The organism is Georgenia sp. AZ-5, from assembly GCF_043952095.1.
Lineage (GTDB): Bacteria > Actinomycetota > Actinomycetes > Actinomycetales > Actinomycetaceae > Georgenia.
On the sequence record NZ_JBINOU010000001.1, the window covers coordinates 1,376,061 to 1,400,395 of the forward strand.

A 24,335-nucleotide genomic window follows, 5' to 3' on the forward strand; every position below is an offset into this window, starting at 1 on the left:
ACCCTGGCCCCTGTGCCAGCATTTGAGACGGTTCGCGTCGACCCGCACACCCACTCGTCGGCGTCGGACGGGACGGAGTCGCCCGCGGAGCTGATGCGCGCCGCCGCGGCGGCGCGCCTGGACGTCGTCGGCCTCACCGACCACGACACGGTGCGCGGCTGGGCCGAGGCCGAGGCGGCGGTGCCGGCGACCGGCGTCGCCCTGCTGCGCGGCGCGGAGGTCTCCTGCCAGTGGCGGGGCGTCACCGTGCACCTGCTCAGCTACCTGCACGACCCCGCCGACGCCGCCCTCACCGCCGAGATGGAGCGCGCCCGCGGTTCGAGGGAGGACCGCGCCCGCACCATGGTCGAGCGCATCGCGGAGGACTACCCGATCACGTGGGAGTCGGTGCAGGCCCAGCGCTCCGACGACGCCACGGTCGGCCGCCCGCACATCGCCGACGCGCTCGTGGCGGCCGGCGTCATGCCCGACCGGGACACCGCGTTCGAGACCGTGCTGTCCGCCCGCGGGCCCTACTACGTGCCGTACCACGCCCCGGACGCGGTGGAGGCGGTGACGCTGGTGCGCGCCGCCGGCGGCGTGCCCGTGATGGCCCACCCGCGCGCCGGCCTGCGCGGGCGCGTGGTGCCCGACTCCGTGATCGCCCGCATGGCCGAGGCGGGGCTCGCCGCCCTGGAGATCGACCACCGCGACCACACGGTGGGCGCGATGGAGGAGCTCGCCGCGCTCGCCGACCGGCTGGGCCTCGCACGGACCGGCTCGAGCGACTACCACGGCCAGGGCAAGCCGAACCGGCTGGGGGAGAACCTCACGGGCGCCGCCGTGCTCGAGCTGATCGAGGAGCAGGGCGCCCTGCCGGTGGTGCGCCCGTGAGCGCAGTGGTCGACCTGACGCTGCTGTCGACGACGTTCTTCACGCTGTTCGTCATCATGGACCCGCCCGGCTCGGTGCCGGTCTTCCTCGCCCTCACCTCCACGATGACGGCGCGGCAGCGGAGCATCGCGGCGCTGCAGGCCACGGCGGTCGCGTTCGGCGTCATCCTGGCGTTCACGCTGTTCGGGCGGTACATCCTGGACTTCCTGCACATCTCCGTGCCGGCGCTGCAGCTCTCCGGCGGCCTGCTGCTGCTCCTGGTGGCCATGGAGCTGCTGACCGGAAAGATGGAGGACCCCGAGCCCTCGGCGAACGGGGTCAACGTGGCGCTGGTGCCGCTGGGCACGCCGCTGCTGGCCGGCCCCGGCGCGATCGTGGCCGCGATGCTGGCGGTGGAGGACGCCGACGGGTCGGTGGCCGACTGGGTCGCGATCGGGGTCGCGCTGGTGGCCATCCACGTGGTGCTGTGGGCGTTCATGCGCTTCGCCGGCGTCATCCACCGGGTGCTCGGCGACGGCGGCACGACGCTCGTCACCCGGCTCGCCGGCCTGCTGCTGGCCGCGATCGCCGTCCAGCTCATGGCGGACGCCGTCTTCGCCTTCATCGACCAGAGCGTCTGAGCCCCCGGCCGCCGGTCCCGCACAGCCGCGGGCCCGTGGGGGCCACCGCACGCCGCGGCGCACGGGCGCAGCCCTGCCGACGCGGTCAGGTCGTGGGAGAATGGATGCGCTTCCCGGGGGAGGTGGTCCATCGGCTGCGCGACGAGGTGGTCCATCGGCGGGGGCGGTGGCTCCCCGCCGGCGTGCGGGCACGCCCTGCCCGCGAGGCGAGGAAAGATCGACGATGATGACGACGGAAGAGCGCGCCGGGATGATCCGGCGCGTGCTGGACGCGCTGTGGAACGAGGGCGACCTCGGCGCCTGCGACGAGCTGTACGCGGAGCACTGCTCCTTCCACGACCCGACCTTCGGGATCGACGGCGTGCAGGGGCTGAAGGACTTCGTGCGGGAGCTGCGCATGGCCGAGCCCGACCTGCACATGAACCTGCACGACGTCGTGGTCTCCGAGGGTATGAGCGCGCAGCGGTTCACGCTGGGCGCGACCCACAAGGGCGAGTTCCGGGGGCTGCCCGCCACCGGGAAGACCTACGTGATGACCGGGCTCATGATGGGCAAGTGGGAGGGCGACCGCATCGTCGAGGAGTGGACGAACTACGACGCCCTCGGCGCTTTCCAGCAGCTGGGGTTCATCCCCGAGCGGATCATCCACGAGTCCACCGCGTGAGGGCGCATCAGGGGCCGGCGGCCGGCAGCCGCCGGCCCTGCCGCGCCACGACGACGGGAGCCCGCCGCCGCAGCAGCGGGACCACCGCCGCCGCGGCAACGAGACGCCAGGAGGAGGACGAGCGCCACCTCGTGGCGGGTGACGCGGTCCCAGACGGCCACGGGGGATCAGCCCTGGGCGCCCTCGGTGGGCCTGCCGCCACGGGTGCGGCGCCGCGGGCGGCGCTTGCGCGGACGCTCGGTGTCGCCGTCGGCCTGCCCGCGAGGGCCGTCGGACTGGCCACGGGCGCCGTGCGGGGCGCTGCCGTGCCCGCCGCGACCGCGGCCGGCGTGCTTCTTGCCGGTCTCGCCGAGGTCCTCGATCTCCTCGGCGTCCAGGCCGGCGCGGGTGCGGTCCCCGCGCGGCAGGCGCCCGGTGGTGCCCTCCGGGATGTTGAGGTCCGCGTAGAGGTGCGGGGAGGTGTGGTAGGTCTCCACGGGCTCCGCGGCGCCGAGGTTGAGGGCCTTGTTGATCAGCGACCAGCGCGGCATGTCGTCCCAGTCCACGAACGTCACGGCGGTGCCGGTGTTGCCCGCGCGGCCGGTGCGGCCGATGCGGTGCAGGTAGATCTTCTCGTCCTCGGGGCACTGGTAGTTGACCACGTGCGTGACGTCGTCGACGTCGATGCCGCGGGCGGCGACGTCGGTGGCCACCAGCACGTCGATCTTGCCCGAGCGGAACGCCCGCAGCGCCTGCTCGCGGGCGCCCTGGCCGAGGTCGCCGTGGATCGCGCCGGAGGCGAAGCCGCGCTCGGCGAGGTCCTCGGCGACGCGGGCGGCGGTGCGCTTGGTGCGGGTGAAGACGATGGTCAGGCCGCGGCCCTCCGCCTGGAGGATGCGGGCGAGCATCTCGACCTTGTTGAGGGCGTGCGCGCGGTAGACCACCTGGCGGGTGTTCTTGACCGTGGCGCCCTGGTCGTCGGGGTCCTGCGCGCGGATGTGCGTCGGGCGCGTCATGTACCGGCGCGCCATGGCGACGACGGCACCGGGCATGGTCGCCGAGAAGAGCATGGTGTGGCGCGTGGCGGGGGTGCCCGCGAGCAGGGTCTCGACGTCGGGCAGGAAGCCCAGGTCGAGCATCTCGTCGGCCTCGTCCAGGACGACGGTGCGCACGCGGGAGAGGTCGAGGTGCCGCTGCTTGAGCAGGTCGATCATGCGGCCGGGGGTGCCCACGACCACCTCGGCGCCCTGCTGCAGGGCCTCGATCTGGGGCTCGTAGGCGCGGCCGCCGTAGACCTGCACGACGCGGACGGTGCGCCGGCGCGAGGCGGCGGCGAGGTCCTCGGCGACCTGCTTGGCGAGCTCGCGGGTGGGGACGATGACCAGCGCCTGGGGCCGGCCGGCGTCGGGGAGCTCGTCGAAGCCGGGTTCGCCAGGCGCCACGAGGTGCTGGAGCAGCGGGATGCCGAAGCCGAGGGTCTTGCCCGTGCCGGTCTTGGCCTGCCCGATGATGTCCTGGCGTCCCAGCGCCACCGGCAGGGTGAGCGCCTGGATGGCGAAGGGGTGGGTGATGCCGACGTCGCGGAGTGCGTCCACGATGTCGGTGCGCACGCCGTAGTCGGCGAAGGAGCGCTCCTCGAGGTGGTCGGTGCGGCCCTCGTCGGTGATGTCCGGGGTGACCTCTTCGACGACGGGGGCGGGGCCTGCGACGGCGTCGAGCACGCCGGAGGTGGTGTTCAGCTGGGTCATGTGTGCCTTGTCGCTTCCGTGGTGGCACGCGCACCGGACGGGAACTGCCCGTGGCGCAGGGGCCGTGCCACCTGCTCGTGGCAGCCGATCGTGATCATGTCTGCCGCGATGGCGGCTGGGCTGAGGCTGTTGCGAGACGACCGGGCAACCGTGTACCAACCCAGGGTAGCGGGTCGGGCCGGTCCGCCGCAGTGGTGGCGGTCACCATCGTTCCGGAAAGCGTGCCCGAGGCCTCCGTCCCGGCCCGCCCGCCGTGTGCCGGGCCCCACGGCTCCCCGGGTGCCGGACGGGCCGGTGACCTAACCTGGGCCCATGCCGGAAGCCGTCGAGAATCCCGCCGTCGTCGACCTGGTGGGGCTGCACTCGTCCATCCAGCTCTCGGCCTTCACCCGTCTCGCCAAGGACGCCCAGCACGCCCCAGACCTGCCCGGGCGGGTGACCCTCTCGCGCATGGCGGCCGGGGAGCTGGCGCACCTGGACCAGCTGGAGCGGCTCGCCGGCCGCCTGAACGCCGACTTCTACGGCGCGCTGGGGGCCTTCGACGGCCTCATGGGTGACCTCGACCGGCGGACCCCGCCGGGTGACTGGTGGGAGCGGCTCATGAAGACCTACGTCGCCTTCGGCGTGCTCACCGACCTGCAGCGGGAGCTCTCCGGCGACCTGCCCGCGCCGCTGGACGACGTGGTGGGGGACATCCTCGCCGACAACGGGCACGCCGACTTCGTCGTCGCCGCGCTCACGCCGGTCGTCGCGGCCGAGCCGCAGCTCGGCGCCCGGCTGGCGCTGTGGGGCCGCCGCGTGGTCGGGGAGGCTCTCGGCATCGCCCAGCGCGCGCTGGACGAGCATCCCCGGCTGCTCACGCTGCTGGGGACGCAGGGCCCGGAGGGGGACCCCGCGGCGCGGGTGCGCCACGGGCTCTCCGGCGGCCACGCGCGTCGCATGGACCGGCTGGGCCTGACCGCCTGACTGGCCTGACCGCCTGACTGGCCTGACCGCCCGACTGGCCTGACCGCCCGACTGGCCTGACCGGCGGCCGGCACGCGTTGCCGGCAGCGGCCCGACGCCCCGACCGGCTGGACGACGACGGGGCCCGGCCTGCCGGCCGGGCCCCGTCACGTCTCGTGGCGGCTCAGACGAGCCCGAAGCCGACGCGGCGCTGCTCGGCGGGGCCCAGCTCGACGAAGCCCAGCGCCTCCGCGGGGACCACCACGTGGCGACCCTTCTCGTCCTGCAGGACCAGGGTGGTGCTGTCGGCGAGCGCCTTGTCCACCGCGGCGAGGACCTCGTCCGGGCTCTGCGTGGACTCGAGGGTGATCTCGCGCGAGACGTTCCGGACGCCGATGGTGATCTCCACAGTCTCTCCTCCTGTACACGGCTGCGAGCATCCGCCCGTGCGGCGCTCCAGTGCTCCGCCCATCGTAGGTCCCCGCGCGCCCGCGACGCCGACCGGGGCGCGGGGCGGCGGGCACGGACCCGTCGCCGGGCCCGCGTGGCTCCCCCGGGCGCCGGCGCGGCGGGTGCGAGGATATGTCCGTGCCCTCCCTCCGCCGTGCCCTCGCCGTGCTCGCGCTCGCGGCGGCGCCGGCGCTGGCCGGCGGCGTGCCCGCCGTCGCGGCGCCCCCCGCCGCCCCCGTCGCCCTCTCGCCCTCCGGCGCCGAGCGGGACGGGGACGAGCGCGACGCCCGGGCCGGGCGGCCCACGGGCCTGCCGCCCAAGGCGGCGCTGCCCTGGCTGCGCTCGAGCGTCGAGTCGGTCCTCGTCGCCGAGCGGCACCGGGCCGGGCTCACCGCGGACGCGGTCCCCGAGAGCGCGAGCGGGACCCTCGTCGTCGTCCCGGGCAGCGCGGAGCCGCCCCGCGATGCTGCGGCCGTGCACACCGTGCGCGTCGAGGTCGAGGAGGGGCTGCCGGTCGACGGCGCCCGCTTCGCCGACTTCGTGCTGGGCACCCTCAACGACGAGCGCGGCTGGGGGCACGACGGCTCCGTGGCGTTCGCGCGCACCGACGGTTCCGCCGACCACCGCGTGATCCTCGCCTCCGGCGCCCTCACCGACCGGCTGTGCCACCCGCTGCGCACGCTGGGGGAGGTCTCCTGCGGGACCGCCGGCCGCGCCGTCCTCAACGCCGAGCGCTGGTCCGACGGCGCCGAGCCCTTCCAGGAGGGCGGCGGCACGGTCACCGCCTACCGGCAGTACCTGGTCAACCACGAGGTCGGGCACCTGCTCGGCCACCCGCACCGCGCGTGCCCCGCGCCGGGCGCGGTGGCGCCCGTGATGGTCCAGCAGACCCTCGGCCTGGGCGGCTGCCTGCCCAACGGCTGGCCGGCGCCGTGATGTCGGTGGTCGCTGCTTCGATCGACGCATGGACGCCGCCCCCGCCTCCCGCACCCCGTTGCGGCTGAGCCTGCCGCCGGCCGCGCCCCCCGCTCCGTCGCTGGACGAGGTGCAGGCGCGCGCCGCCGCGTGGCCCGCCGACGCCGGCCACCTCCTCGTGGTCGGCGCCCCCGGCACGGGCAAGACCACCACCGCGATCGAGGCGTTCCTCGCCCGCGCCGCGTCCGCCCCCACCGCCGTGCCGGGCGGCGCCGCCGGCGGGGACCAGGGCGTCCTCATGCTCGTGCCCACCCGGCGGGGCGCCGCCCGCGTGCGGGACGCCGTCGCCGCCCGCCTCGGCCGCACCACCACGCAGGTGATGGTGCGGACCCCCGCCTCCTTCGCGTACTCGGTGCTGCGGCTGCGGGCCGCCCTGGTCGGGGCGCCGCCGCCCACCCTCATCACGGGCCCGGAGCAGGACCAGGTGCTCGGCGAGCTCCTCGCCGGCCACCGCGCGGGCGTCGGCGCCCACGTCGGCTGGCCGGCGAGCATCGGGCCGGAGACGCTGGCGCTGGGCGCCTTCCGCGACGAGCTGCGCGACCTGTTCATGCGCGCCGCCGAGCTGGGGCTGGGGCCCGAGGAGCTCGCCGAGCGCGGCCGGCGGTACGGGCGCGCGGAGTGGGTCGCCGCGGCCGCGCTGCTGCAGGAGTACCAGGACGTCACCGCGCTGGGCGAGATGACGCCGGACCGCGGCGCGCGGCTCGACGCCGCGCGCATCGTCGACGAGGCCACCGCCGCGCTGCGCGCGTGGGAGGCGGAGGTCCCCGGCCATCCCCGCCCCCGCTGGTCGGCGGTGGTGGTGGACGACCACCAGGACTCCACGCTCGCCGCCGCGCGGCTGCTGCGGGTGCTCGCCGAGGACGGCGCGCAGCTGCTGCTGCACGGCGACCCCGACGCCGGCGTGCAGGGCTTCCGCGGCGGCACCCCGGCGCTGGTGGCGCGCGCCGAGACCACCGAGCCGCTCGGCGGCTTCGGCGCCACGCGGCTGGACCTGCCCACGGTCCACCGCGGGCACGCCGGGCTGCGGCGGGCCGCCGCGACCGTCACCGCGGCCGTCTCGACGCTGGGTGCCGTGCGGCACCGCCGCGCCGCCGCGGCCGAGCGGCGGTACCCGGACGGCCTGTCGCACGGTGTGGAGGCGGCCGTGCTGCGCTCCGGCGCGCAGGAGGGCGCGTTCATCGCCCGGCGGCTCCGCGAGGAGCGGCTGCACCACGGCACGCCGTGGTCGCAGATGGCGGTCGTGGTCCGCTCCTCGGGGGACCTCACGCGGATCCAGCGCATGCTGCGCAGCTGGGGCGTGCCCGCCGGCGGCACCGCCGCGCCGGGCGTGCTGCGCGACGACCCGGCCGTGCGCCCGCTGCTGGTCGCGCTGCGCACCGCCCTGACGGGGCGCGTGGAGGCCGAGGAGGCGGTGGAGCTGCTCACCTCCCCGCTGGGCGCCCTCGACGCCGTCTCCCTCCGTGCGCTGCGCCGCACCGTGCGCGGCTGGGAGCGGGCCCGCGGCGGCAACCGGCCGGTCGAGGAGCTGCTGAGCGAGCTGCTGGGGGACCCGGCGCTCGCCGAGACCCTGCCCGCGCACGTGCGCCCGGGCGCCCTCCGGGTGGCCACGGTGCTCGCCGCGGGCCGCACGGCGCTGGCCCAGGACGGCGTGACGGCCGAGACCGCCCTCTGGGCGCTGTGGCACGCCAGCGGGCTGGCCGAGCCGTGGCGCGAGCGGGCGCTGGCCGGCGGCGCGGGCGCGGAGCGCGCCGACGCCGCCCTTGACGCGGTCATGGCGCTGTTCAAGGCCGCCGAGCGCTACACCGACCGCACGGTCGGCGGTGGGCCCGCCGGGTTCCTGGACCACCTCACCGCCCAGGACCTGCCCGCGGACTCCCTCGCAGCCCGTGGCGTGCGCCCCGACGCCGTGCAGGTCCTCACGCCGGCCGCCGCCGCGGGGGAGGAGTGGGCAATCGTCGTCGCCGCCGGTCTGCAGGAGGACGTCTGGCCCGATCTGCGGCTGCGCGACTCCCTCCTCGGCGCCGGCGCGCTGGCCGACGTCGAGGCCGGCCGCTCCCTGGACGGTCGCCGGGCCCTCGGTCCGGCGCGCCGTCAGGTGCTCGACGACGAGCTGCGCATGCTGGCGGTGGCGGTGTCGCGCGCCACCCGCCGCCTGATCGTCACCGCGGTGCTGGACGAGGACCAGCGCCCCTCTTCCTTCTTCGACCTGCTGGCCCCCGACGACGCCGCCACCGAGGAGCTCGTCCGCGCCGCCCCGCCGGCCCTGGACCTGCGCGGCCTCGTGGCCGAGCTGCGCTGCGTCGTCGAGGCCGAGCCCGCCGGCCCCGAGGACGCCGGACGCCGGCGCGCCGCGGCGGCGCTGCTCGCCCACCTCGCCGACCAGGGCGTGGAGGGCGCGGACCCGGCCGAGTGGGCCGGGCTGGCCCCCGTGAGCACCGACGCGCCGCTGCGCCCGCCGGGCGAGCCGGTGCCGGTGAGCCCGTCCGCCGTCGAGCAGGCGACGAGCTGCGCGCTGCGCTGGGCGCTGGAGCAGGCGGGCGGGCGCGGCGAGCGCAGCCTCGACCAGTCGGTGGGCTCGCTCGTGCACGAGATCGCCGCCGAGCACCCGCACGGCACGGCCGAGGAGATGCACGCGGCGCTGGACGCCCGCTGGCCCGGGCTGGGCCTGGGGGAGGGCTGGGTCGGGGCCCGGCAGCGCCAGCTCGCCGACGCGATGATCGACCGCCTCGCCGCCTACGTCGCGACGGTGCCGGGTGACGTCGACGTCGAGCGGGAGTTCACCGCGGACGTGGGCCGGGCGCACCTGACCGGCCGCATGGACCGTGTCGAGCGCCTCGACGACGGTCGGGTGCGGGTGGTGGACCTCAAGACCTCCGCCAGTCCCGTGAGCAAGGAGAAGGCCGCGGAGCACGCACAGCTCGGGGCCTACCAGGCCGCCGTGGACGCCGGCGCGTTCGGCGGGGCCGCCTCCGCCGGCGGGCGGCTGGTGTACCTGGGCACCGGCAAGGCGGCGGCGCTGCGGCCTCAGCCGGCCCTCACCGACGCAGAGGACCCGCGGTGGGCGGAGCGGCTGGTGACCGAGGCCGCCGAGGCCATGGCCGGCTCGACCTTCCTGGCCCGGCAGAACGAGCAGTGCCAGCACTGCCCGGTGCGCACCTCCTGCCCCCTGCAGGACGCGGGGCGGAGGGTGACCGGATGACCGCCGCGACGACGACCCCCGAACCGACGAGGACGGAGCCGCCCGTGCGCTACTCGGCCCGCGACATCGCCCGGGCGCTCGGGCAACCGACCCCCACCGACGAGCAGCAGGGGATGATCGAGGCCCCGCTCGAGCCGCTGCTCGTGGTGGCCGGCGCGGGCTCGGGCAAGACGGAGACCATGTCCGCCCGCGTGGTCTACCTGGTGGCCAACGGCCTCGTCGACGCCGAGCAGGTGCTCGGCCTGACCTTCACCCGCAAGGCGGCCGCCGAGCTCGCGCAGCGCGTGCGCAAGCGCCTGCGCAAGCTGCGCGAGGTCGGCCTGGTCGGCCACGGCGCCCCGCCGGCCGACGCCACGGGCACCGGCGCCCCGGCCGCGGGCCCCGGCGCCCCGGCCGCGGGCCCCGGCACACCCGGGGCCGGCGCGGCCGACGGCGGTGCCGGGACCGCCGGCCGTCCGGGCGCCACCGGCGCCGGCGGCGCCGGGGCGCTGCTGGATGCCGACCGGCCCAGCATCGCCACCTACAACTCCTTCGCGGGCGGTATCGCTCGCGACCACGCCCTGCGCGTGGGCGCCGATCCTGACGCGCGGCTCATCACCGAGGCCGCCGCCTGGCAGCTCGCCGACGACCTCGTCCGGTCCTGGGCCGGTGACCTGCCCACCGACCGCTCGCCGGCCACCGTCACCAACGCGGTGCTCGCGCTCGCGGGCTCCCTGGGAGAGCACCTGCTGGGCCCGGGCGAGGCGCGCGAGCTCATGGAGGACCTGCACGCCGACCTGGTCGAGAAGCAGCCCGACGGCAAGGTGAAGGCCCCGAAGCCCGACGTCACCAAGGCGGCCGTCGCGCTGCGCGAGCGCATCGCGCTCATGGACCTCGTCGCCGCCTACACCCGCGTCAAGCGCGAGCGCGGGCTCATGGACTTCGCCGACCAGGTGGCGCTGGCCGCCCGGATCGCCGCCGAGGTGCCCGAGGTCGGCGCGCAGCTGCGCGAGCAGTACCGCGTCGTGCTCCTCGACGAGTACCAGGACACCTCCGTCGCCCAGCTGCGGCTGCTCTCCGCCCTGTTCGGCGAGGGGCACCCGGTGACCGCGGTCGGGGACCCGAACCAGGCGATCTACGGCTGGCGCGGCGCCTCCGCGGCCGCCCTGGCCACGTTCCCGGAGACGTTCCGCACCGCGGCCGGCGCACCGGCCCGCACCCTCGCCCTGTCCACCTCCTGGCGCAACGACCGGGCCATCCTCGACGCCGCCAACACCGTCTCCGCGCCGCTGCGCACCGGGCGCTCCGACGGTCCCTCCGTCGAGGTGCCGGTGCTGCGGGCGCGCCCGGACGCCGGCCCAGGCGAGGTGCTCGGCGGGTACGTCGTCGGCCAGGCTGAGGAGTCCCGGCAGGTGGCGGCGTTCCTGGCCGCGCGGTGGCGGCCGGGGACGGGCCGGACCGCGGCCGTGCTGTGCCGCAAGCGCTCGCAGTTCCCGCAGGTCGTCCAGGCCCTGGCGGAGGCGGGGCTGCCCGCCCGGGTGCTGGGGCTGGGCGGGCTGCTGGCGACCCCGGAGGTCGTGGACCTGCGCGCCACCCTGCAGGCTGCGCACGACGCCGGCCGCGGCGACGCGCTCATGCGGCTGCTGACGAACCTGCGCCTGGGCGCCGCGGATCTGCACGCCCTGCAGGACCACGCCCGCGAGCTCGCCCGGGCGGCGGCCGCGGAGCTCAGCGAGGACGACGAGCGCCGGCTCGACCCGCGGGACGAGGCCAGCCTCGCCGAGGCCGTCGACCGGCCGCCGGCCGCGGGGTGGACCAGCCGGCGCGGGCACACGCTCTCGGCCGAGGGCGTCTCGCGGGTGCGGCGGCTGGGCGGCCAGCTGCGGCAGGTCCGGGCGATGTCCGCCGTGCCGCTGCCCGAGCTGGTGGTCACCACCGAGCAGCTGCTGGGCCTGGACATCGAGGTCGCCGCCCGCGCCGGGCGCGGCGGGGGCGCCGCCCGCACCGCGCTGGACGCCTTCGCCGAGGTCGCCGCACGGTTCGCCGCGGACGCGGACCGTCCCACGCTCGGCGCGTTCCTGGCGTGGCTGGACGCGGCGGAGGAGCGCGAGCGTGGGCTCGACGCCGCGGAGCCGGCTGCGGACGAGCCGGACACGGCGGTGGTGCAGGTGCTCACCGTGCACGCGGCCAAGGGCCTGGAGTGGGACGTGGTCGCCGTGCCCGGGCTGGTCGAGAGCCAGTTCCCCGGCTACGACGTGCGGCCCACGGCGGACGGGTCGGTCACCGACTCCGGCTGGCTGACGGACGTGCGGGAGCTGCCGTACCCGCTGCGCGGCGACGCCGAGTCGCTGCCCACCCTCGACGTCGCCGGGGCCCAGACCCACACGGACGTGGACGAGGCGCGCAAGCAGTTCCGCGCCGACGCCGGCGCGCACCGGGTCGCGGAGGAGCGGCGGCTGGCGTACGTGGCGCTCACCCGCGCGCGCAGCACGCTGCTGCTCACCGGGTCGTGGTTCCGCACCGGCAAGACGTCCCTGCCGCCCTCCCGGTTCCTGACCGAGCCGTACAGCCTGGGCCAGGTCGCCGACATGCCGCTGCTCGCGGGCGAGCCCGAGGAGTCCGCCGCGGACGGCGGCGCTCGGGCCGCCGGGCCCGACGCGGACGCCGGCACCCAGGGCACCGGGTCGGCGTGGGCGCCGCGGCCGGAGGACGGCACCGAGAACCCGGCGCTCACCGAGGAGGTCACCGCCGCGTGGCCGGTGGACCCGCTCGGCACCCGCCGGCCCCGCGTGGAGGCCGCGGCGGCCGCCGTCCGGGAGCAGGCGGCCGTGCAGCGCCGGCGCCCTCTCGTGCTGGGGCGGGCCGAGGGGGACGACGCCGCCGGCCGCCCGTGTGCCGACGTGCCTGCGGGTGCCGACGTGCCTGCGGGTGCCGACGTGCCTGCGCGTGCCGATGTGCCTGCGGGTGCCGACGAGCCCGGGGAGGCGCGCCGCTGGTTCGAGGACGCCCGGCTGCTGCTCGCCGAGCGTGACGCCGCCCGGGACCGCGGGCAGGACGTGCCCCTGCCCGGGCACCTGTCCGCCTCCGCGGTCGTCAAGCTGGTGGCGGACCCGCGCGCCTTCGCCCGCGACCGGCGCCGTCCCGTGCCGGCCGAGCCCACGCTGGTCTCGCGCCGCGGCACCCGCTTCCACGAGTGGGTGGAGCACTTCTACGGCCAGGGGGCGCTGCTCGACCTCGACGACGTCGCCGGCAGCGGCGAGGACCTCGGCGACTTCCCCACGCTGACCGACGCCGAGCTCGTGACCCTGCAGCGCACCTTCGCCGCCTCGGAGTGGGCCACGCGCGTGCCCGTCGCCGTCGAGGTCGACCTGGAGACCCCGGTGGCCGGCACGGTCGTGCGGTGCCGCGTCGACGCGGTCTTCGACGGCGCCGACGGCGTGGAGGTCGTGGACTGGAAGACCGGCCGGCCGCCCCGCGGCACCGAGGAGCTGGCCGAGCGGGAGATGCAGCTCGCCCTCTACCGGCTGGCCTGGTCGCGGGCGACCGGCACCCCGCTCGAGCGGGTGGGCGCGGCGTTCTACTACGTCGGGCACGACGAGACGGTGTGCGCCGGGGAGCTGAGCGAGGAGGAGATCGTCGCCCGCATCACCGCGGCCATCGAGGCGGGCGCCGCCCCCGGGGCCTGAGGCGCCGGGCCCGGGAGCAGGCGGCGGCACTTCCTGGGAGGCGAGCAGAAACGCTGCCTGAAGGTGCCGACGAGGCCCAGCCGGTCAGGAGGGAGCAGACACTCCGGGTCGAGGTCAGCGGGTCGCCGCCTCGGGGGCGTCCGGCTTCCCGGTCGCCGTCGCGCCCCCGCCGGGTGCGTCGTCGGGCCGGTCGCCGCCGGCCCCCCGGCCGGCGGGGCCGCCGGCGTCCTCGAGGCTTCGGTTCTCCCCGCGGGAGTCGCCGTCGCCGGGCTCCGAAGCGTCCCCGCGCGGACCACCGTCGTCCACGAGCCCCGCACCGTCCACGCGCAGCCCGGCGTCCTCGCGGAGGAAGTCGGGCAGGTTGCCGCTCAGGTTCAGCGGCTCCGTGACGGCGCCCTCGTCGGCGCGAGCGGCGCCGGCGGGCCATGCGGAGCGCGGGTGCTCGTCGGCCGCGGGCTCGTCCGCGTCGCGTGCGTCCGCCGGGGCGTCGTCCGCGTCGCCGCCGTCCTCCGCACCATCGTCGGGGAGCGCGCCGTCGCTCGCGGCCCAGCCCTCGCCGTCCTCGGCCCAGCCCTCACCGTCCTCGGCCCAGCCCTCGCTCTCCTCGGCCGGCTCCTCCCAGCCGTAGTCGGCGACGACGACCGGCTCGCGCGCCCCGATCGGCGGGGAGTCCTCCACGTCCTCGGCGAGCGCGCGGAGCATGGCGTCGGCGTCGTCGACCACGGCCTGCTCGCCGGTGCGCACGCCGTGCAGCAGCCACCGGGCCAGGGCCAGCTCGGAGACCAGCAGCGCCCGGTCCAGCAGGTGCACGTCGGCGCTCTCGGTGCGTGCCAGGGAGTACGCCTCCTCGATGGCGTCGAGGGCGTCCTCCGGCGCCAGCGCCGTCAGCCAGGCGAGGTCCTCGGCGGGATCACCCACGTGCACGTCGGCGAAGCTGAGCATCGCGGTGATCTCGCCCTCGTGGACGAGGACGTGCTCGGGGGCCAGGTCGCCGTGGACGGGGGTGGTGCGGAACCGCCACAGCGCGACGTCCTCGAGCGCGTGCTCCCAGCGGTTGAGCAGCACCGACGGCACGTGCCCGGTGCGGGCGGCTTCGTCCACCTCCGCCAGGCAGCGGCGCCGGTAGGCGTCGGCGTCGTAGACGGGCAGCCCGGAGTCGGCGACCACCGAGGCGTCGATCTCGTGGAAGGCGGCGATCGCGCGGCCGAGCCGGGCCGAGAGCCCGGGGCCCGCGGTCAGGCGGGTGAGGTCCAGGGGCCGGCCGACCAGCTCGCGGTAGACCATGGCGCGACCGCCCTCGGGCAGGGCGGCGAACCCCGCCGGGCGCGGGACGTCGAAGGGCAGCTCGCCGGCGTCGACGACCTTGGCGAGGTTGCTCAGCAACGCGACCTCGCCCTCCAGCGCGGCGCCCGCCGCGGCGTGCAGCGGGGCGCGCACCACCCAGTGCCGGCCGCCGGCGTCGAGCACCCCGGTCGTCTGGAAGTCCGTGGTCGCCCGCTGTGGTGGGCGCGTGGCCACCACGTCGAGGCCGGGAACGGCCGCGGTCGCGAGGGCGGCGAGGGCGAGAGATGAGCGAACCACAGAGCAACCGTAGGCGGGCCGGACGCGCCGTGCGTGCCATACGCGCCGGAACGGCCGCCCGTCAGAGCGGGTCGAGGATCCGGCGCAGGAACTGCCGGGTGCGCTCCTGGCTCGGGTTCCCGAGCACGTCGCGGGGTGCGCCCTCCTCGACGATGGTGCCGCCGTCGAGGAACACCACGTGGTCGGCGACCTGCTGCGCGAACCGGATCTCGTGGGTGACGACGACCATCGTCCAGCCCTCGGCCGCGAGGTCGCGCATCACGGCGAGGACCTCGCCGACGGTCTCCGGGTCCAGCGCCGACGTCGGCTCGTCGAAGAGCATGAGGGCGGGGCGCAGCGCCAGCGCGCGAGCGATCCCGACCCGCTGCTGCTGGCCGCCGGAGAGCTGGTAGGGATAGGCGTCGGCCCGGTTGCCCAGCCCGACCTTCGCCAGCAGGCTGCGGGCCTCGGCCTCGGCCTTCGCGCGGGGCCGGCGCTGGGCGTAGATCGGTCCCTCGGTGACGTTCTCCAGCGCGGTCCGGTGCGGGAAGAGGTTGTGGGCCTGGAAGACCATGCCCGACTGCGCCCGCAGCCGGCGCAGCTGCGCGGGGGAGGGAGGGCCAGTGAAGTCGACGCTCACCTCGCCGATGCGCACGGCGCCGGCGTCCGGGACCTCCAGGCCGTTGAGGCAGCGCAGGAGCGTGGTCTTGCCGGACCCGGACGCGCCGATGAGCACGGTGACGCTGCCCTGCCCGACCGCGAGGTCGATGCCGCGGAGGACCTCGTGGTCGCCGAAGGACTTGCGCAGTCCCTCCACCTGCAGCAGGGGCATGGTCGTCCTCCTCGGGTGCGGCGCGGCGGCGGCGTTGGTGGTGTGGCCGCTCATACGGTCACGTACCTGGACAGGTGTCGCTCGAGACGGGTCTGGCCGGCCGACAGCACGGAGCAGATGAGCCAGTAGATCGCCGCCGCGAGCGTGTACAGCTCGAGGAAGGCGTAGGTCGGTGCGGCGATCTCCTGGGCCTTCCGCAGCATCTCGGTGACCAGGATGGTCGAGGCCAGCGAGGTGTCCTTCACCAGGGAGATGAAGGTGTTCGACAGCGTGGGCACCGCCACGCGCAGCGCCTGGGGCAGCACCACCCGGCGCATCGTCAGGCGGTAGCCCATGCCGACGGTCTGCGCCGCCTCCCACTGCCCGCGCGGGACGGCGAGGATCGCGGCCCGGATCGCCTCGGAGGCGTAGCCGCCGACGTTGATGGAGAACGCGGCGACGGCGGCGGGGAACGGGTCGATCACCACCCCGAAGGAGGGCAGCGCGTAGAAGATGATGAACAGCTGCACCAGCAGTGGCGTGCCGCGCACCACCGACACGTACGCGCGCGCGATCGCGGACACCACCCGCAGGCGCGACAGCCGCATCAGCGCCACGACGAGCGCGATGACGAGGCCGAACGCGAAGGAGAGCAGCGTCAGCGGGATGGTGCCCGCGATGGCGCCGCCGAGCAGCGGCCCGACCGACGCGGCCAGCAGGTCCCAGCTCACGTCCACGACGGCATCGTCCCCCGGCTCGCCGCTCCCCGCGTCACTGGGTGACGTCCTCGCCGAACCACTTCTCGGAGATCTCGGTCAGCGTGCCCTCCTCCCGCAGCTCGCCCAGCGCGTCGTTGACGGCGTCGAGCAGGCCGGAGTCCTTGCGCATCGCCAGGGCCTGCTCGGTGCTCTCGCCGGTCTCCAACGCGATCTTGACCTCGGTGTCGCCGGTGGACCTCAGGTAGTCCAGGACGGCGAGGTTGTCGTTGAACGTCAGGTCGATGCGTCCGTCCTTGAGCAGGGCGATCGACTGGGTCAGCCCCTCGACGGCCTGGACGTTCGCCCCGGCCGCCCGGGCGGCGTCGTTCCAGTTGGACGTGGCGCTCTGGGCGGCGGACTTGCCCTCGACGTCCTCGATGGAGGTGATGTCGGCGTTGTCCGCGCGGGTCACGACGACGCCGGTGGAGACGGTGTACGGCTCGGACAGGTCGTACCTCTCCTGCCGCTCCTCGGTGACGCTGACCTGGTTGGCGATGACGTCGTAGCGGCCCGACTCCAGGCCCGGGAAGATCGCGTCCCACTGGGTCTCGTAGAACTCCGGCTCCACGCCCAGCTTCTCCGCCACGGCCGTGACCACGTCGATGTCGTAGCCGGTGAGCTCGTTGGTCGTGGCGTCGTGGAAGGTGAAGGGCGCGTAGGTGCCCTCCGTCCCGACGCGCAGCACGCCGGACTCCTGGACCTCGGCGAGCGCGGAGCCGCCCTCGGGGCTGGCAGCGCCGGTGCCGTCCCCGGCGGGCTGTGAGGAGCAAGCGGCCAGGGCCGCCGTCACTGTCGCCGCGAGGGCGATCGCGTACCGGGTGCGCTTCATGTTCTCTTCTCCTGCTCCGTCGCGCCGCGTCCGGCGCGTGTCCCGCAGCGTGGTGGTCCGCGCTGCCTTGTCCCGGCCTGGCATCCCGGGCCGGGCGTCGTGCGACCCGCCGGGGCTCGCCGGCGGGTGTGCTGGTGACCGCAGGGCCCCCGGTGCGACCTGTGCCGGCGGCCCGCCGGGCACCGTGAAGGATGCCTCAGAGGCGCCCGAGCGCCTCGTCGAGGTCCGCGACGAGGTCGGCGACGTCCTCCAGCCCCACGGACAGCCGCACCACGTTCTCCGGGACGGCGAGCGGGGTGCCGCGCACGGAGGCGTGGGTCATGGCGTCGGGGTAGCCGATGAGCGACTCGACACCGCCGAGGGACTCGGCGAGCTGGAAGACCGAGGTGCCCTCCGCCAGGGACCGGGCCGCCTGCGGCCCGCCGGCGAGGGCGAGGGAGATCATGCCGCCGAACCGGGACATCTGCGCCGCGGCGACCTCGTGGCCCGGGTGGCCGGGCAGGCCCGGGTAGTACACCCGCTCCACCGCCGGGTGCTCCACCAGGTGCTCGGCGACGGCCTGCGCGTTGGTGCTGTGCCGCTCCATCCGCACCGGCAGCGTCTTGATGCCGCGCACGGTCAGCCAGGCGTCCATCGGCGCCGAGACGGCGCCGACCGCGAACTGCAGGAAGCCCACCTTCTCGGCGAGCGCGTCGTCGTCGAGCACGACCGCGCCGCCGAGGACGTCGGAGTGCCCGCCGATGTACTTGGTCGTGGAGTGCACGACGACGTCGGCGCCGAGGCTCAGCGGGTTCTGCAGCGCGGGGGAGGCGAAGGTGTTGTCGACGACGACGGTGAGCCCGGCCGCGTGCCCGATCTCGGCGAGGGCCGCGATGTCGGTGATCTTCATGAGCGGGTTGCTGGGCGTCTCCACCCAGAGCACCTTCGTCTCCGGGCGGATGGCGGCCCGGACGGCGTCGGGGTCGGACATCTCGGTGGCGGTGACCTCCACGCCCCAGGCGCGCAGCACCCGGTCGAGCAGCCGGTAGGTGCCGCCGTAGACGTCGTTGCCGAGCACCACGTGGTCGCCGGGCGCGAGCAGCGCCCGCAGCAGGGTGTCCTCGGCGGCGAGGCCGGAGGCGAAGGAGTAGGCGTGCGCGCCGCCCTCGAGGGAGGCGAGCAGCGTCTGCAGCGAGTCCCGCGTGGGGTTGGCGCTGCGGTTGTACTCGTACCCGCCGCGCAGGTTGCCGATGCCGTCCTGGACGTACGTGGAGGTCTGGTAGATGGGTGGGATGACCGCGCCGGTGGTGGGGTCGAACTCCTGCCCGGCGTGGATGGCGCGGGTGTCGAAGCCAGTCATGAAGGTCCTTCCTCAGGCGCCGGCGTAGGCCAGCAGGTCGTGGCGGGTGAGGACGCCGACCGGCTTGCCGGCCTCGGTGACGAGCAGGGCGTCGGCGCCGGTGAGGGCGGTGCGGGCGGCGCTGACGGGCTCGTTGACGCCGATGAGGGGCAGCGGCGGGCCGCTGACCTTGGACACCGGGTCGGTGAGCTGGGCCTGCCCGGAGAAGACGAGGTCCACCAGGGCCTTCTCGCTGACCGACCCGGCGACCTCACCCATCACCACCGGCGGCTCGGCCAGCAGCACGGGCAGCTGGGAGACGCCGTACTCGGTGACGATGTCGATCGCCTCGCGCACCGTGTCGCCGGGGTGGACGTGCACGAGGTCGGGCAGCCGGCCGGTCTTGGCGCGCAGCACGTCCGCCACCCTGGGCTCCTCGCCGCTCGGCTGGAACCCGTAGGAGCGCATCCAGGTGTCGTTGAAGATCTTGCCGAGGTACCCGCGGCCGCCGTCGGGCAGCAGCACGACGACGACGTCGTCCTCCGTGAGGTCCTTCGCCGCCCGCAGCGCGGCGACCACCGCCATGCCGCTCGACCCGCCCACGAGGATGGCCTCCTCCTGGGCCAGGCGGCGGGTCATGGCGAAGGAGTCGGCGTCGGAGACGGCGATGACCTCGTCGACGACGCTGGGGTCGTACGCGCCGGGCCAGAAGTCCTCGCCCACGCCCTCCACGAGGTACGGCCGGCCGGTGCCGCCGGAGTACACCGAGCCCTCCGGGTCGGCGCCGATGATCCGCACGGCGTCGCCGGAGACCTCCCGCAGGTACCGGCCGGTGCCGGTGATCGTCCCGCCCGTGCCGACGCCGGCCACGAAGTGGGTGATGCGGCCGTCGGTGTCGCGCCAGATCTCCGGGCCGGTGGTCTCGTAGTGGCTGCGCGGGCCGTTGGGGTTGGAGTACTGGTCGGGCTTGAACGCGCCGGGGATCTCGGCGGCGAGCCGGTCGGAGACGCTGTAGTACGACTCGGGGCTGTCCGGGGCCACCGACGTCGGCGTGACGACGACCTCGGCGCCGTAGGCGCGCAGCACGTTGCGCTTGTCCTCGCCGACCTTGTCGGGCACGACGAAGATGCAGCGGTACCCGCGCTGCTGCGCGACGAGCGCCAGGCCGACGCCGGTGTTGCCGGACGTCGGCTCGACGATGGTGCCGCCCGGCCGCAGCTTCCCCTCGGCCTCGGCGGCCTCGATGATGCGCCGGGCGATGCGGTCCTTGCTGGAGCCGCCCGGGTTGAGGTACTCGAGCTTGACGAGCACCGTGGCCCGCACGTCAGCCGTGACGTGCTGGAGCTTGACGAGCGGGGTGTTGCCGACGAGATCGACGACGGTCTCTGCGTACTTCATCTAGGTGTCCTCACGGGAGCACGCGCGCTAGCGACGTGCGGGATGGTCGAACGGTGACAGGGTCGGAGCGGGGACGCTCAACAACACAGCTGGATCACCGGGGACATGCCGCGACTGTAGCCCAGCGTCCGCATCTGCGAAACCCCGTCCCGTGCCGCGGGCGGGCGGCCGGCGGCGCGAGGTGGTGAAGTGGCTTGAAGGAACCGTCTACGAGAGGCAGGACAGTGGTACTGGTCGACAACGCCGTCTACATGAACGGGAGGCGCACGGCGCAGCCCGCGACCCTGGGGGAGACCTTCGCGGAGCTGGAGGCGCGCGGGGGGATGGCGTGGATCGGGCTCTACCGGCCCAGCGAGGACGAGCTGTTCCAGCTGGCGGACGAGTTCCACCTGCACCCGCTGGCGGTGGAGGACACCACCAAGGCGCACCAGCGCGCGAAGCTGGAGCGGTACGGGGACACGATCTTCACCGTGCTGCGCCCCGCCCGGTACATCGACAGCACGGAGAAGGTCGAGTTCGGCGAGCTGCACGTCTTCGCGGGCCGCGGCTTCGTCGTCACCGTCCGCCACGCGGAGTCGCCGAACCTCGCCGCGGTGCGGCGGCGGCTCGAGACCCGGCCGGAGTTTCTGCGGCTCGGGCCGCCGGCCGTGCTGTACGCGATCTTCGACGAGGTCGTCGACGAGTTCGCGCCGGTGGTCGCCGGCCTGGAGAACGACATCGACGAGATCGAGGACCAGCTCTTCAGCGGCGACCCGTCGGTGTCGCGGCGCATCTACGAGCTCTCCCGCGAGGTGATCGAGTTCCAGCGCGCCACGCATCCCCTGGTCGGGATGGTCGAGGACCTCGAGCGCGGCCTCAACGGCGAGCAGCTCGACGTCGAGCTGCGTCACTCGCTGCGGGACGTGCGAGACCACGCGCTGCGGGTGGTGGAGCGCGCCGACGCCTTTCGGCTGCTGCTCCAGAACGCGCTGTCCGTGAACGCCACGCTGGTCACGCAGCAGCAGAACGAGGAGATGCGCCGCCTGAGCGAGGCGGGCTACGAGCAGAACGAGCAGGTCAAGCGGATCTCCTCGTGGGCGGCGATCCTGTTCGCCCCCACGCTGGTGGGGACCGTGTACGGGATGAACTTCGAGCACATGCCGGAGCTCCACTGGACCCTCGGGTACCCGATGGCGCTGCTCCTCATGCTGGCCATGGGCGTGGGGCTGTTCGTGGTGTTCAAGAAGCACAGGTGGCTGTGAGGGACCGGGGGCGCGGGCGACGGCGCAGCCCCCGCCCGCCTCAGTCACACACCGATACGTGGCAGGCATCACTGCGCGGCGCGGTCGAAGGTCCCAGGATCCCGCCGCGGCCGGCGACGAGGATCGAGGCGTGGCAACACCCTCCGACTCCGGCTACCCCGCCTCGTTCGCCCGCGCCCGCAAGGCGCTCGGCCTCGACAAGCCGCAGGTCAAGGACCCGACGCCCGAGCCGCGACGCTAGCTCCCGCGAGCGGGCCCGGCGAAGCCGGCCCGGCCCAGCGGCCGCGGCAGCCACCGGGTGCCCCGGGTCGGCGCGGGCGGCGTGTGCCGGGGTCGGGGCAGCCCGCGTCAGCTCTCGCCGAGCACCCTGGCGAGGACGTCCGGCCGGTCGGTCATGATGCCGTCGACGCCCCAGCGCAGCAGGCGGCGCATGTCGGGCACCTCGTCCACGGTCCACACGTCGATGCGGAGGCCGCTGTCGTGGGCGGCGCGCACGAGGCCCTGCGTGGTGATCGGTAGGCCCTTGTAGGTGTCCGGCGGCTGCACCGCCTGGAAGGGCGTGTCGTAGACGCGGCCCAGCCGCACCATGCTGAGCGCCCGGAAGGCGACGAGCTCCCCCCGGGAGGACGCCGTGGCCACCGCGTTGCCGGACACCTGCCGGAACCGCTTGATCAGGGCGCCGCTGCTGGCGACCACGAGGGTGCGGTCCTGCGCGCCCGCGGCCTCGATGACGCGCCACGCGGCCTGCTCCACGCCGGGGCGCTGCCCCTTGAGCTCGATGTTGACGGGCCGGTCGGGGAACTCGCGGTAGATCTCCTCGAGGGTCGGGATCCGCACGCCGCGCCCGCGCCACGGGAAGGTGGCGCCGTCGTCGGGCGTGAAGCGGTAGCCCGCGTCCAGCGCCTGCAGCTCGGCGAGGGTCTTCGCGGCGACGAGACCGGTGCCGTCGGTGGTGCGGTCCACCCGGTCGTCGTGGATCACGACGACGGCGCCGTCGGCGGAGAGCTGGACGTCGAGCTCGACCACGATCTCGCCGCACCTCATCGCCTCCCGGAAGCCCTCGACGGTGTTCTCCGGCACCACCTTGCGCCCGCCCCGGTGGGCGAAGTTCACCGGCCAGCCGGTGGGCGTCGGCGGTTTCGCGCGCACGGTCCGGCCGCTCATGCGGGCGGCGAGCATCGCGCCGGCGGCGCCGGCGACGAGGCCGAGGAGGAACGGCCCGGCGCCGAGGCGCAGCTCCCAGATGTTGTCGGCGACGACCGCGCCGGCGCCCGTCTGCTTGATGATCGCGTTGCTCACTGCGCCCCCTTGCCCTCCCACCCGCCTCGCCGGCGGCTGTGGCACCCATGGTCCCGTCTCGCGGCGCGCGACAGGGGCGGTTCACCGCGGCAACTCGCGCGACGCCTCCCTACGGCTCGGTCCGGCTGCGCATGGTGTCCGGATCAGCGGCCCCACTCGCGCAACGCCCGGGAGCAGGTCCGCGCAAGCAGCGTGCGTCCGTCGGGCCGCGGGCCGAGCAGACCGGCCTCGGGCTCCGTCCCGGCCCGGAGCGTCGCGCGCAGCTCGTCGTCCTCGCCGATCCGGTAGACGAGCTCGCTCACCGCCGTCTGGGGGAGCCCCTCGATGTCCGGGTCGGCGACGCCCATGAGGGTCGCCACCTGGGCCCGCACCTGGTCCCGGCCCTCGTCGGCGAGCACGCTCTGCAGCCGGCCGACGGCGCCGTCCGCCGCGGCCCGGGCGGTGACGGCGTCCAGGTCGCCGAGCTCCGGCAGGCCGGCGGCGAGCAGCCCGTGGGCGTCGACGATCCCGACGCCGAGGCTCGCCGCGTCCCACCCGGGCGGCACGTAGTGGCCGTGCGAGCGGAGCAGCGTGAGGAAGGCGGCCTGCACGTTGCCGCGGCCGTATCGCGCGACGATCGTCTCGTGCCCGTGGTGGGCGACCCACAGCGCGGCCACGCCCGCGAGGCAGGCCACCGCGAAGGAGGTGCCGTGGCCGCGGCACTCGCGGAAGGTCGGCGGGTTGGTGGTGCTGTCCACGGACGCCGCCCACACGCTCTCGCCCGGCGCGGCCAGGTCCACCATGGACCCGCGCGAGGATTCGACCCAGGGCCGGCCCTGGGCGTTCGTGGCTGCGACGGCGAGGCACTCCGGGTAGGAGGCGGGCGCGACCACCACGCCGACCTTGTTGCCCGCGGCGGCCATCACGATGATGCCGTCCGCCACGGCCGCGCGGATCGCGTCCTGGAGCCCGATGAACCCCCGCCCGCCCAGCGACATGGTGATGACGTGGGCGCCCCGCTGGCGCGCCACCTCGACCGCACGGGCGACGTCGCTGTCGAAGACCTGCACCACGCTCTTGACCGCCCGGATCGGCACGACGGTGCAGCCCGGGGCGACCCCGACGATCGTCCGCGCCTCGCGGCTGGCGATCACGCTGGCGGTGTGGGTGCCGTGGCCGGGGGTGTTGAAGGGCATGTACCAGGGCCGCTCGAGCGGGTCCCGGGCGTCGTCGTCGCCGGTCAGCGCGTCCCAGTCGCGGGTGAGGTCGAACATGCCCGCGACCTCGGGGTGGTCGGTGTAGCCGGTATCGATGGAGGCCACCACCGCGCCCTCGCCCTTGCTGCGGCCGTCGGCGGGCGGCGCCACGGCCCACGCGGCGCGCGCCCCGACCGCGTCGAGCGCCCAGGTGCGCGGGTCCGACTCCGGCAGGTGGGTGCCGGAGCAACCGGGCCCGGCAAGCGCGGACGGCGTGCCGTCCGCGCCCAGTTCAGGGGCGACCGGCGGCGGCTCGACGCCGTAGGCGCTCGAGGGCAGGTCCGGCTCCACCACGTCGCCGGTCACGGCCGCGAGCCGGGCGGCGAGGTCGTAGGCGGTGCGGGAGGCGTCGTAGGCGACGATGGAGGGCGCCGCGCCGGACACCACCCAGTAGTCCGCGAGCCGCCCCTGCGCGCCGTCGGGGAAGAGCGGCTCGACCCGCCACGGCCGGCCGGCGTCGTCCGTCTCGCCGAGGGCTGCCGTCGCCGCCGCCCGCATCCGCCCGTCGCTGGCTCTGTCACCGTGGGGGAGCCGGGCTACGAGGCGGACGGTGGTGACCGACGGGTCGTCGCGCGGCATCTGGTACCTCTCGATCCGATCGGCGGAGCGGAATCTAGCGTCCCGACGTTATCCGGACGTTCCCACGTCGTGACCGGCGGCGGGCACGACGGTCTCCGGGCGACGGCCCCCAGCACGCGCCGATTGTCCGGACATGGTGAGCCAGCGGGCTTGGGTGGTGAGCCAGCGGTTTCGCGTGGTGAACCAGAG

General features: G+C 75.5%; 18 protein-coding genes. 8 read left to right on the forward strand and 10 right to left on the reverse strand.

What is annotated here, in order from left to right; genetic code table 11:
- The first annotated feature begins 12 nt into the window (after positions 1-12).
- The 3 genes from ACF0H8_RS06540 to ACF0H8_RS06550 all read left to right on the forward strand — a co-directional run bounded on the left by ACF0H8_RS06540 (position 13) and on the right by ACF0H8_RS06550 (position 2,157).
- Positions 13-873, forward strand: a complete 861-nt coding sequence (locus tag ACF0H8_RS06540; protein ID WP_395288154.1) for a PHP domain-containing protein — start codon at positions 13-15, stop codon at positions 871-873.
- Complete coding sequence (locus ACF0H8_RS06545; RefSeq protein ID WP_395288155.1) at positions 870-1,493, forward strand: MarC family protein; 624 nt, start codon at positions 870-872, stop codon at positions 1,491-1,493. The genes ACF0H8_RS06540 and ACF0H8_RS06545 overlap by 4 nt, the downstream gene beginning before the upstream one ends.
- Positions 1,494-1,716: 223 nt before the next feature.
- Positions 1,717-2,157 carry an ester cyclase gene (locus ACF0H8_RS06550; RefSeq protein ID WP_395288156.1) on the forward strand — a complete coding sequence of 147 codons (441 nt, stop codon included), beginning with the start codon at positions 1,717-1,719 and terminating at the stop codon, positions 2,155-2,157.
- Between the two features lie 167 nt (positions 2,158-2,324).
- Here the strand turns inward: ACF0H8_RS06550 and ACF0H8_RS06555 are convergent, their stop codons facing one another.
- Entirely contained in the window at positions 2,325-3,884 is a 1,560-nt protein-coding gene (locus tag ACF0H8_RS06555) for a DEAD/DEAH box helicase (protein WP_395288157.1), read from the reverse strand.
- Between the two features lie 312 nt (positions 3,885-4,196).
- Between ACF0H8_RS06555 and ACF0H8_RS06560 the strand changes: the two genes are divergently transcribed.
- Positions 4,197-4,850, forward strand: a complete 654-nt coding sequence (locus ACF0H8_RS06560) for a ferritin-like fold-containing protein (RefSeq protein WP_395288158.1) — start codon at positions 4,197-4,199, stop codon at positions 4,848-4,850.
- 163 nt (positions 4,851-5,013) lie between these two features.
- Here the strand turns inward: ACF0H8_RS06560 and ACF0H8_RS06565 are convergent, their stop codons facing one another.
- Positions 5,014-5,238 carry a DUF3107 domain-containing protein gene (locus tag ACF0H8_RS06565; RefSeq protein ID WP_395288159.1) on the reverse strand — a complete coding sequence of 75 codons (225 nt, stop codon included), beginning with the start codon at positions 5,236-5,238 and terminating at the stop codon, positions 5,014-5,016.
- A gap of 173 nt (positions 5,239-5,411) precedes the next feature.
- Between ACF0H8_RS06565 and ACF0H8_RS06570 the strand changes: the two genes are divergently transcribed.
- The 3 genes from ACF0H8_RS06570 to ACF0H8_RS06580 are packed head-to-tail and all read left to right on the forward strand — an operon-like array spanning position 5,412 to position 13,118.
- Positions 5,412-6,215: a DUF3152 domain-containing protein gene (locus ACF0H8_RS06570; protein WP_395288160.1), complete on the forward strand. Its 804-nt coding sequence runs from the start codon at positions 5,412-5,414 to the stop codon at positions 6,213-6,215.
- A 28-nt stretch (positions 6,216-6,243) separates the two neighbouring features.
- On the forward strand, positions 6,244-9,453 hold the full coding sequence (locus tag ACF0H8_RS06575; protein ID WP_395288161.1) for a PD-(D/E)XK nuclease family protein: 3,210 nt from the start codon (positions 6,244-6,246) through the stop codon (positions 9,451-9,453).
- Positions 9,450-13,118, forward strand: coding sequence for an ATP-dependent helicase (locus tag ACF0H8_RS06580; RefSeq protein WP_395288162.1), 3,669 nt, complete (start codon positions 9,450-9,452; stop codon positions 13,116-13,118). The genes ACF0H8_RS06575 and ACF0H8_RS06580 overlap by 4 nt, the downstream gene beginning before the upstream one ends.
- Before the next feature lie 114 nt (positions 13,119-13,232).
- Here ACF0H8_RS06580 and ACF0H8_RS06585 read toward each other — a convergent pair whose 3' ends face one another.
- From ACF0H8_RS06585 to ACF0H8_RS06610, 6 genes are all read right to left on the reverse strand, one after another.
- Entirely contained in the window at positions 13,233-14,699 is a 1,467-nt protein-coding gene (locus tag ACF0H8_RS06585) for a phosphotransferase (RefSeq protein WP_395288163.1), read from the reverse strand.
- 61 nt (positions 14,700-14,760) lie between these two features.
- On the reverse strand, positions 14,761-15,510 hold the full coding sequence (locus tag ACF0H8_RS06590) for an amino acid ABC transporter ATP-binding protein (RefSeq protein ID WP_395288164.1): 750 nt from the start codon (positions 15,508-15,510) through the stop codon (positions 14,761-14,763).
- Between the two features lie 50 nt (positions 15,511-15,560).
- Entirely contained in the window at positions 15,561-16,220 is a 660-nt protein-coding gene (locus tag ACF0H8_RS06595; RefSeq protein ID WP_395290830.1) for an amino acid ABC transporter permease, read from the reverse strand.
- Positions 16,221-16,260: 40 nt separating this feature from the next.
- Complete coding sequence (locus ACF0H8_RS06600; protein WP_395288165.1) at positions 16,261-17,076, reverse strand: amino acid ABC transporter substrate-binding protein; 816 nt, start codon at positions 17,074-17,076, stop codon at positions 16,261-16,263.
- Between the two features lie 196 nt (positions 17,077-17,272).
- Entirely contained in the window at positions 17,273-18,415 is a 1,143-nt protein-coding gene (locus ACF0H8_RS06605) for a cystathionine gamma-synthase (protein ID WP_395288166.1), read from the reverse strand.
- 12 nt (positions 18,416-18,427) lie between these two features.
- Complete coding sequence (locus tag ACF0H8_RS06610; RefSeq protein WP_395288167.1) at positions 18,428-19,792, reverse strand: cystathionine beta-synthase; 1,365 nt, start codon at positions 19,790-19,792, stop codon at positions 18,428-18,430.
- 224 nt (positions 19,793-20,016) lie between these two features.
- Here ACF0H8_RS06610 and ACF0H8_RS06615 point away from each other — a divergent pair, with 224 nt between their 5' ends.
- Positions 20,017-21,033, forward strand: coding sequence for a magnesium and cobalt transport protein CorA (locus ACF0H8_RS06615; RefSeq protein ID WP_395288168.1), 1,017 nt, complete (start codon positions 20,017-20,019; stop codon positions 21,031-21,033).
- 348 nt (positions 21,034-21,381) lie between these two features.
- On the opposite strand, the gene ACF0H8_RS06620 is transcribed toward ACF0H8_RS06615, so the two are convergent.
- Positions 21,382-22,332 carry a glycerophosphodiester phosphodiesterase gene (locus ACF0H8_RS06620; protein ID WP_395288169.1) on the reverse strand — a complete coding sequence of 317 codons (951 nt, stop codon included), beginning with the start codon at positions 22,330-22,332 and terminating at the stop codon, positions 21,382-21,384.
- A 143-nt stretch (positions 22,333-22,475) separates the two neighbouring features.
- Entirely contained in the window at positions 22,476-24,146 is a 1,671-nt protein-coding gene (locus ACF0H8_RS06625) for a S8 family peptidase (protein WP_395288170.1), read from the reverse strand.
- Positions 24,147-24,335 lie beyond the last annotated feature (189 nt).

Bases quoted from the DNA above. Each gene is read 5' to 3' on its own strand.
- ACF0H8_RS06555 (WP_395288157.1), bottom strand. From the start codon at position 3,884: ATGACCCAGCTGAACACCACCTCCGGCGTGCTCGACGCCGTCGCAGGC.
- ACF0H8_RS06590 (WP_395288164.1), bottom strand. From the start codon at position 15,510: ATGCCCCTGCTGCAGGTGGAGGGACTGCGCAAGTCCTTCGGCGACCAC.
- ACF0H8_RS06600 (WP_395288165.1), bottom strand. From the start codon at position 17,076: ATGAAGCGCACCCGGTACGCGATCGCCCTCGCGGCGACAGTGACGGCG.
- ACF0H8_RS06550 (WP_395288156.1), top strand. From the start codon at position 1,717: ATGATGACGACGGAAGAGCGCGCCGGGATGATCCGGCGCGTGCTGGAC.
- ACF0H8_RS06570 (WP_395288160.1), top strand. From the start codon at position 5,412: ATGTCCGTGCCCTCCCTCCGCCGTGCCCTCGCCGTGCTCGCGCTCGCG.
- ACF0H8_RS06610 (WP_395288167.1), bottom strand. From the start codon at position 19,792: ATGAAGTACGCAGAGACCGTCGTCGATCTCGTCGGCAACACCCCGCTC.
- ACF0H8_RS06580 (WP_395288162.1), top strand. From the start codon at position 9,450: ATGACCGCCGCGACGACGACCCCCGAACCGACGAGGACGGAGCCGCCC.
- ACF0H8_RS06575 (WP_395288161.1), top strand. From the start codon at position 6,244: ATGGACGCCGCCCCCGCCTCCCGCACCCCGTTGCGGCTGAGCCTGCCG.
- ACF0H8_RS06560 (WP_395288158.1), top strand. From the start codon at position 4,197: ATGCCGGAAGCCGTCGAGAATCCCGCCGTCGTCGACCTGGTGGGGCTG.
- ACF0H8_RS06605 (WP_395288166.1), bottom strand. From the start codon at position 18,415: ATGACTGGCTTCGACACCCGCGCCATCCACGCCGGGCAGGAGTTCGAC.
- ACF0H8_RS06625 (WP_395288170.1), bottom strand. From the start codon at position 24,146: ATGCCGCGCGACGACCCGTCGGTCACCACCGTCCGCCTCGTAGCCCGG.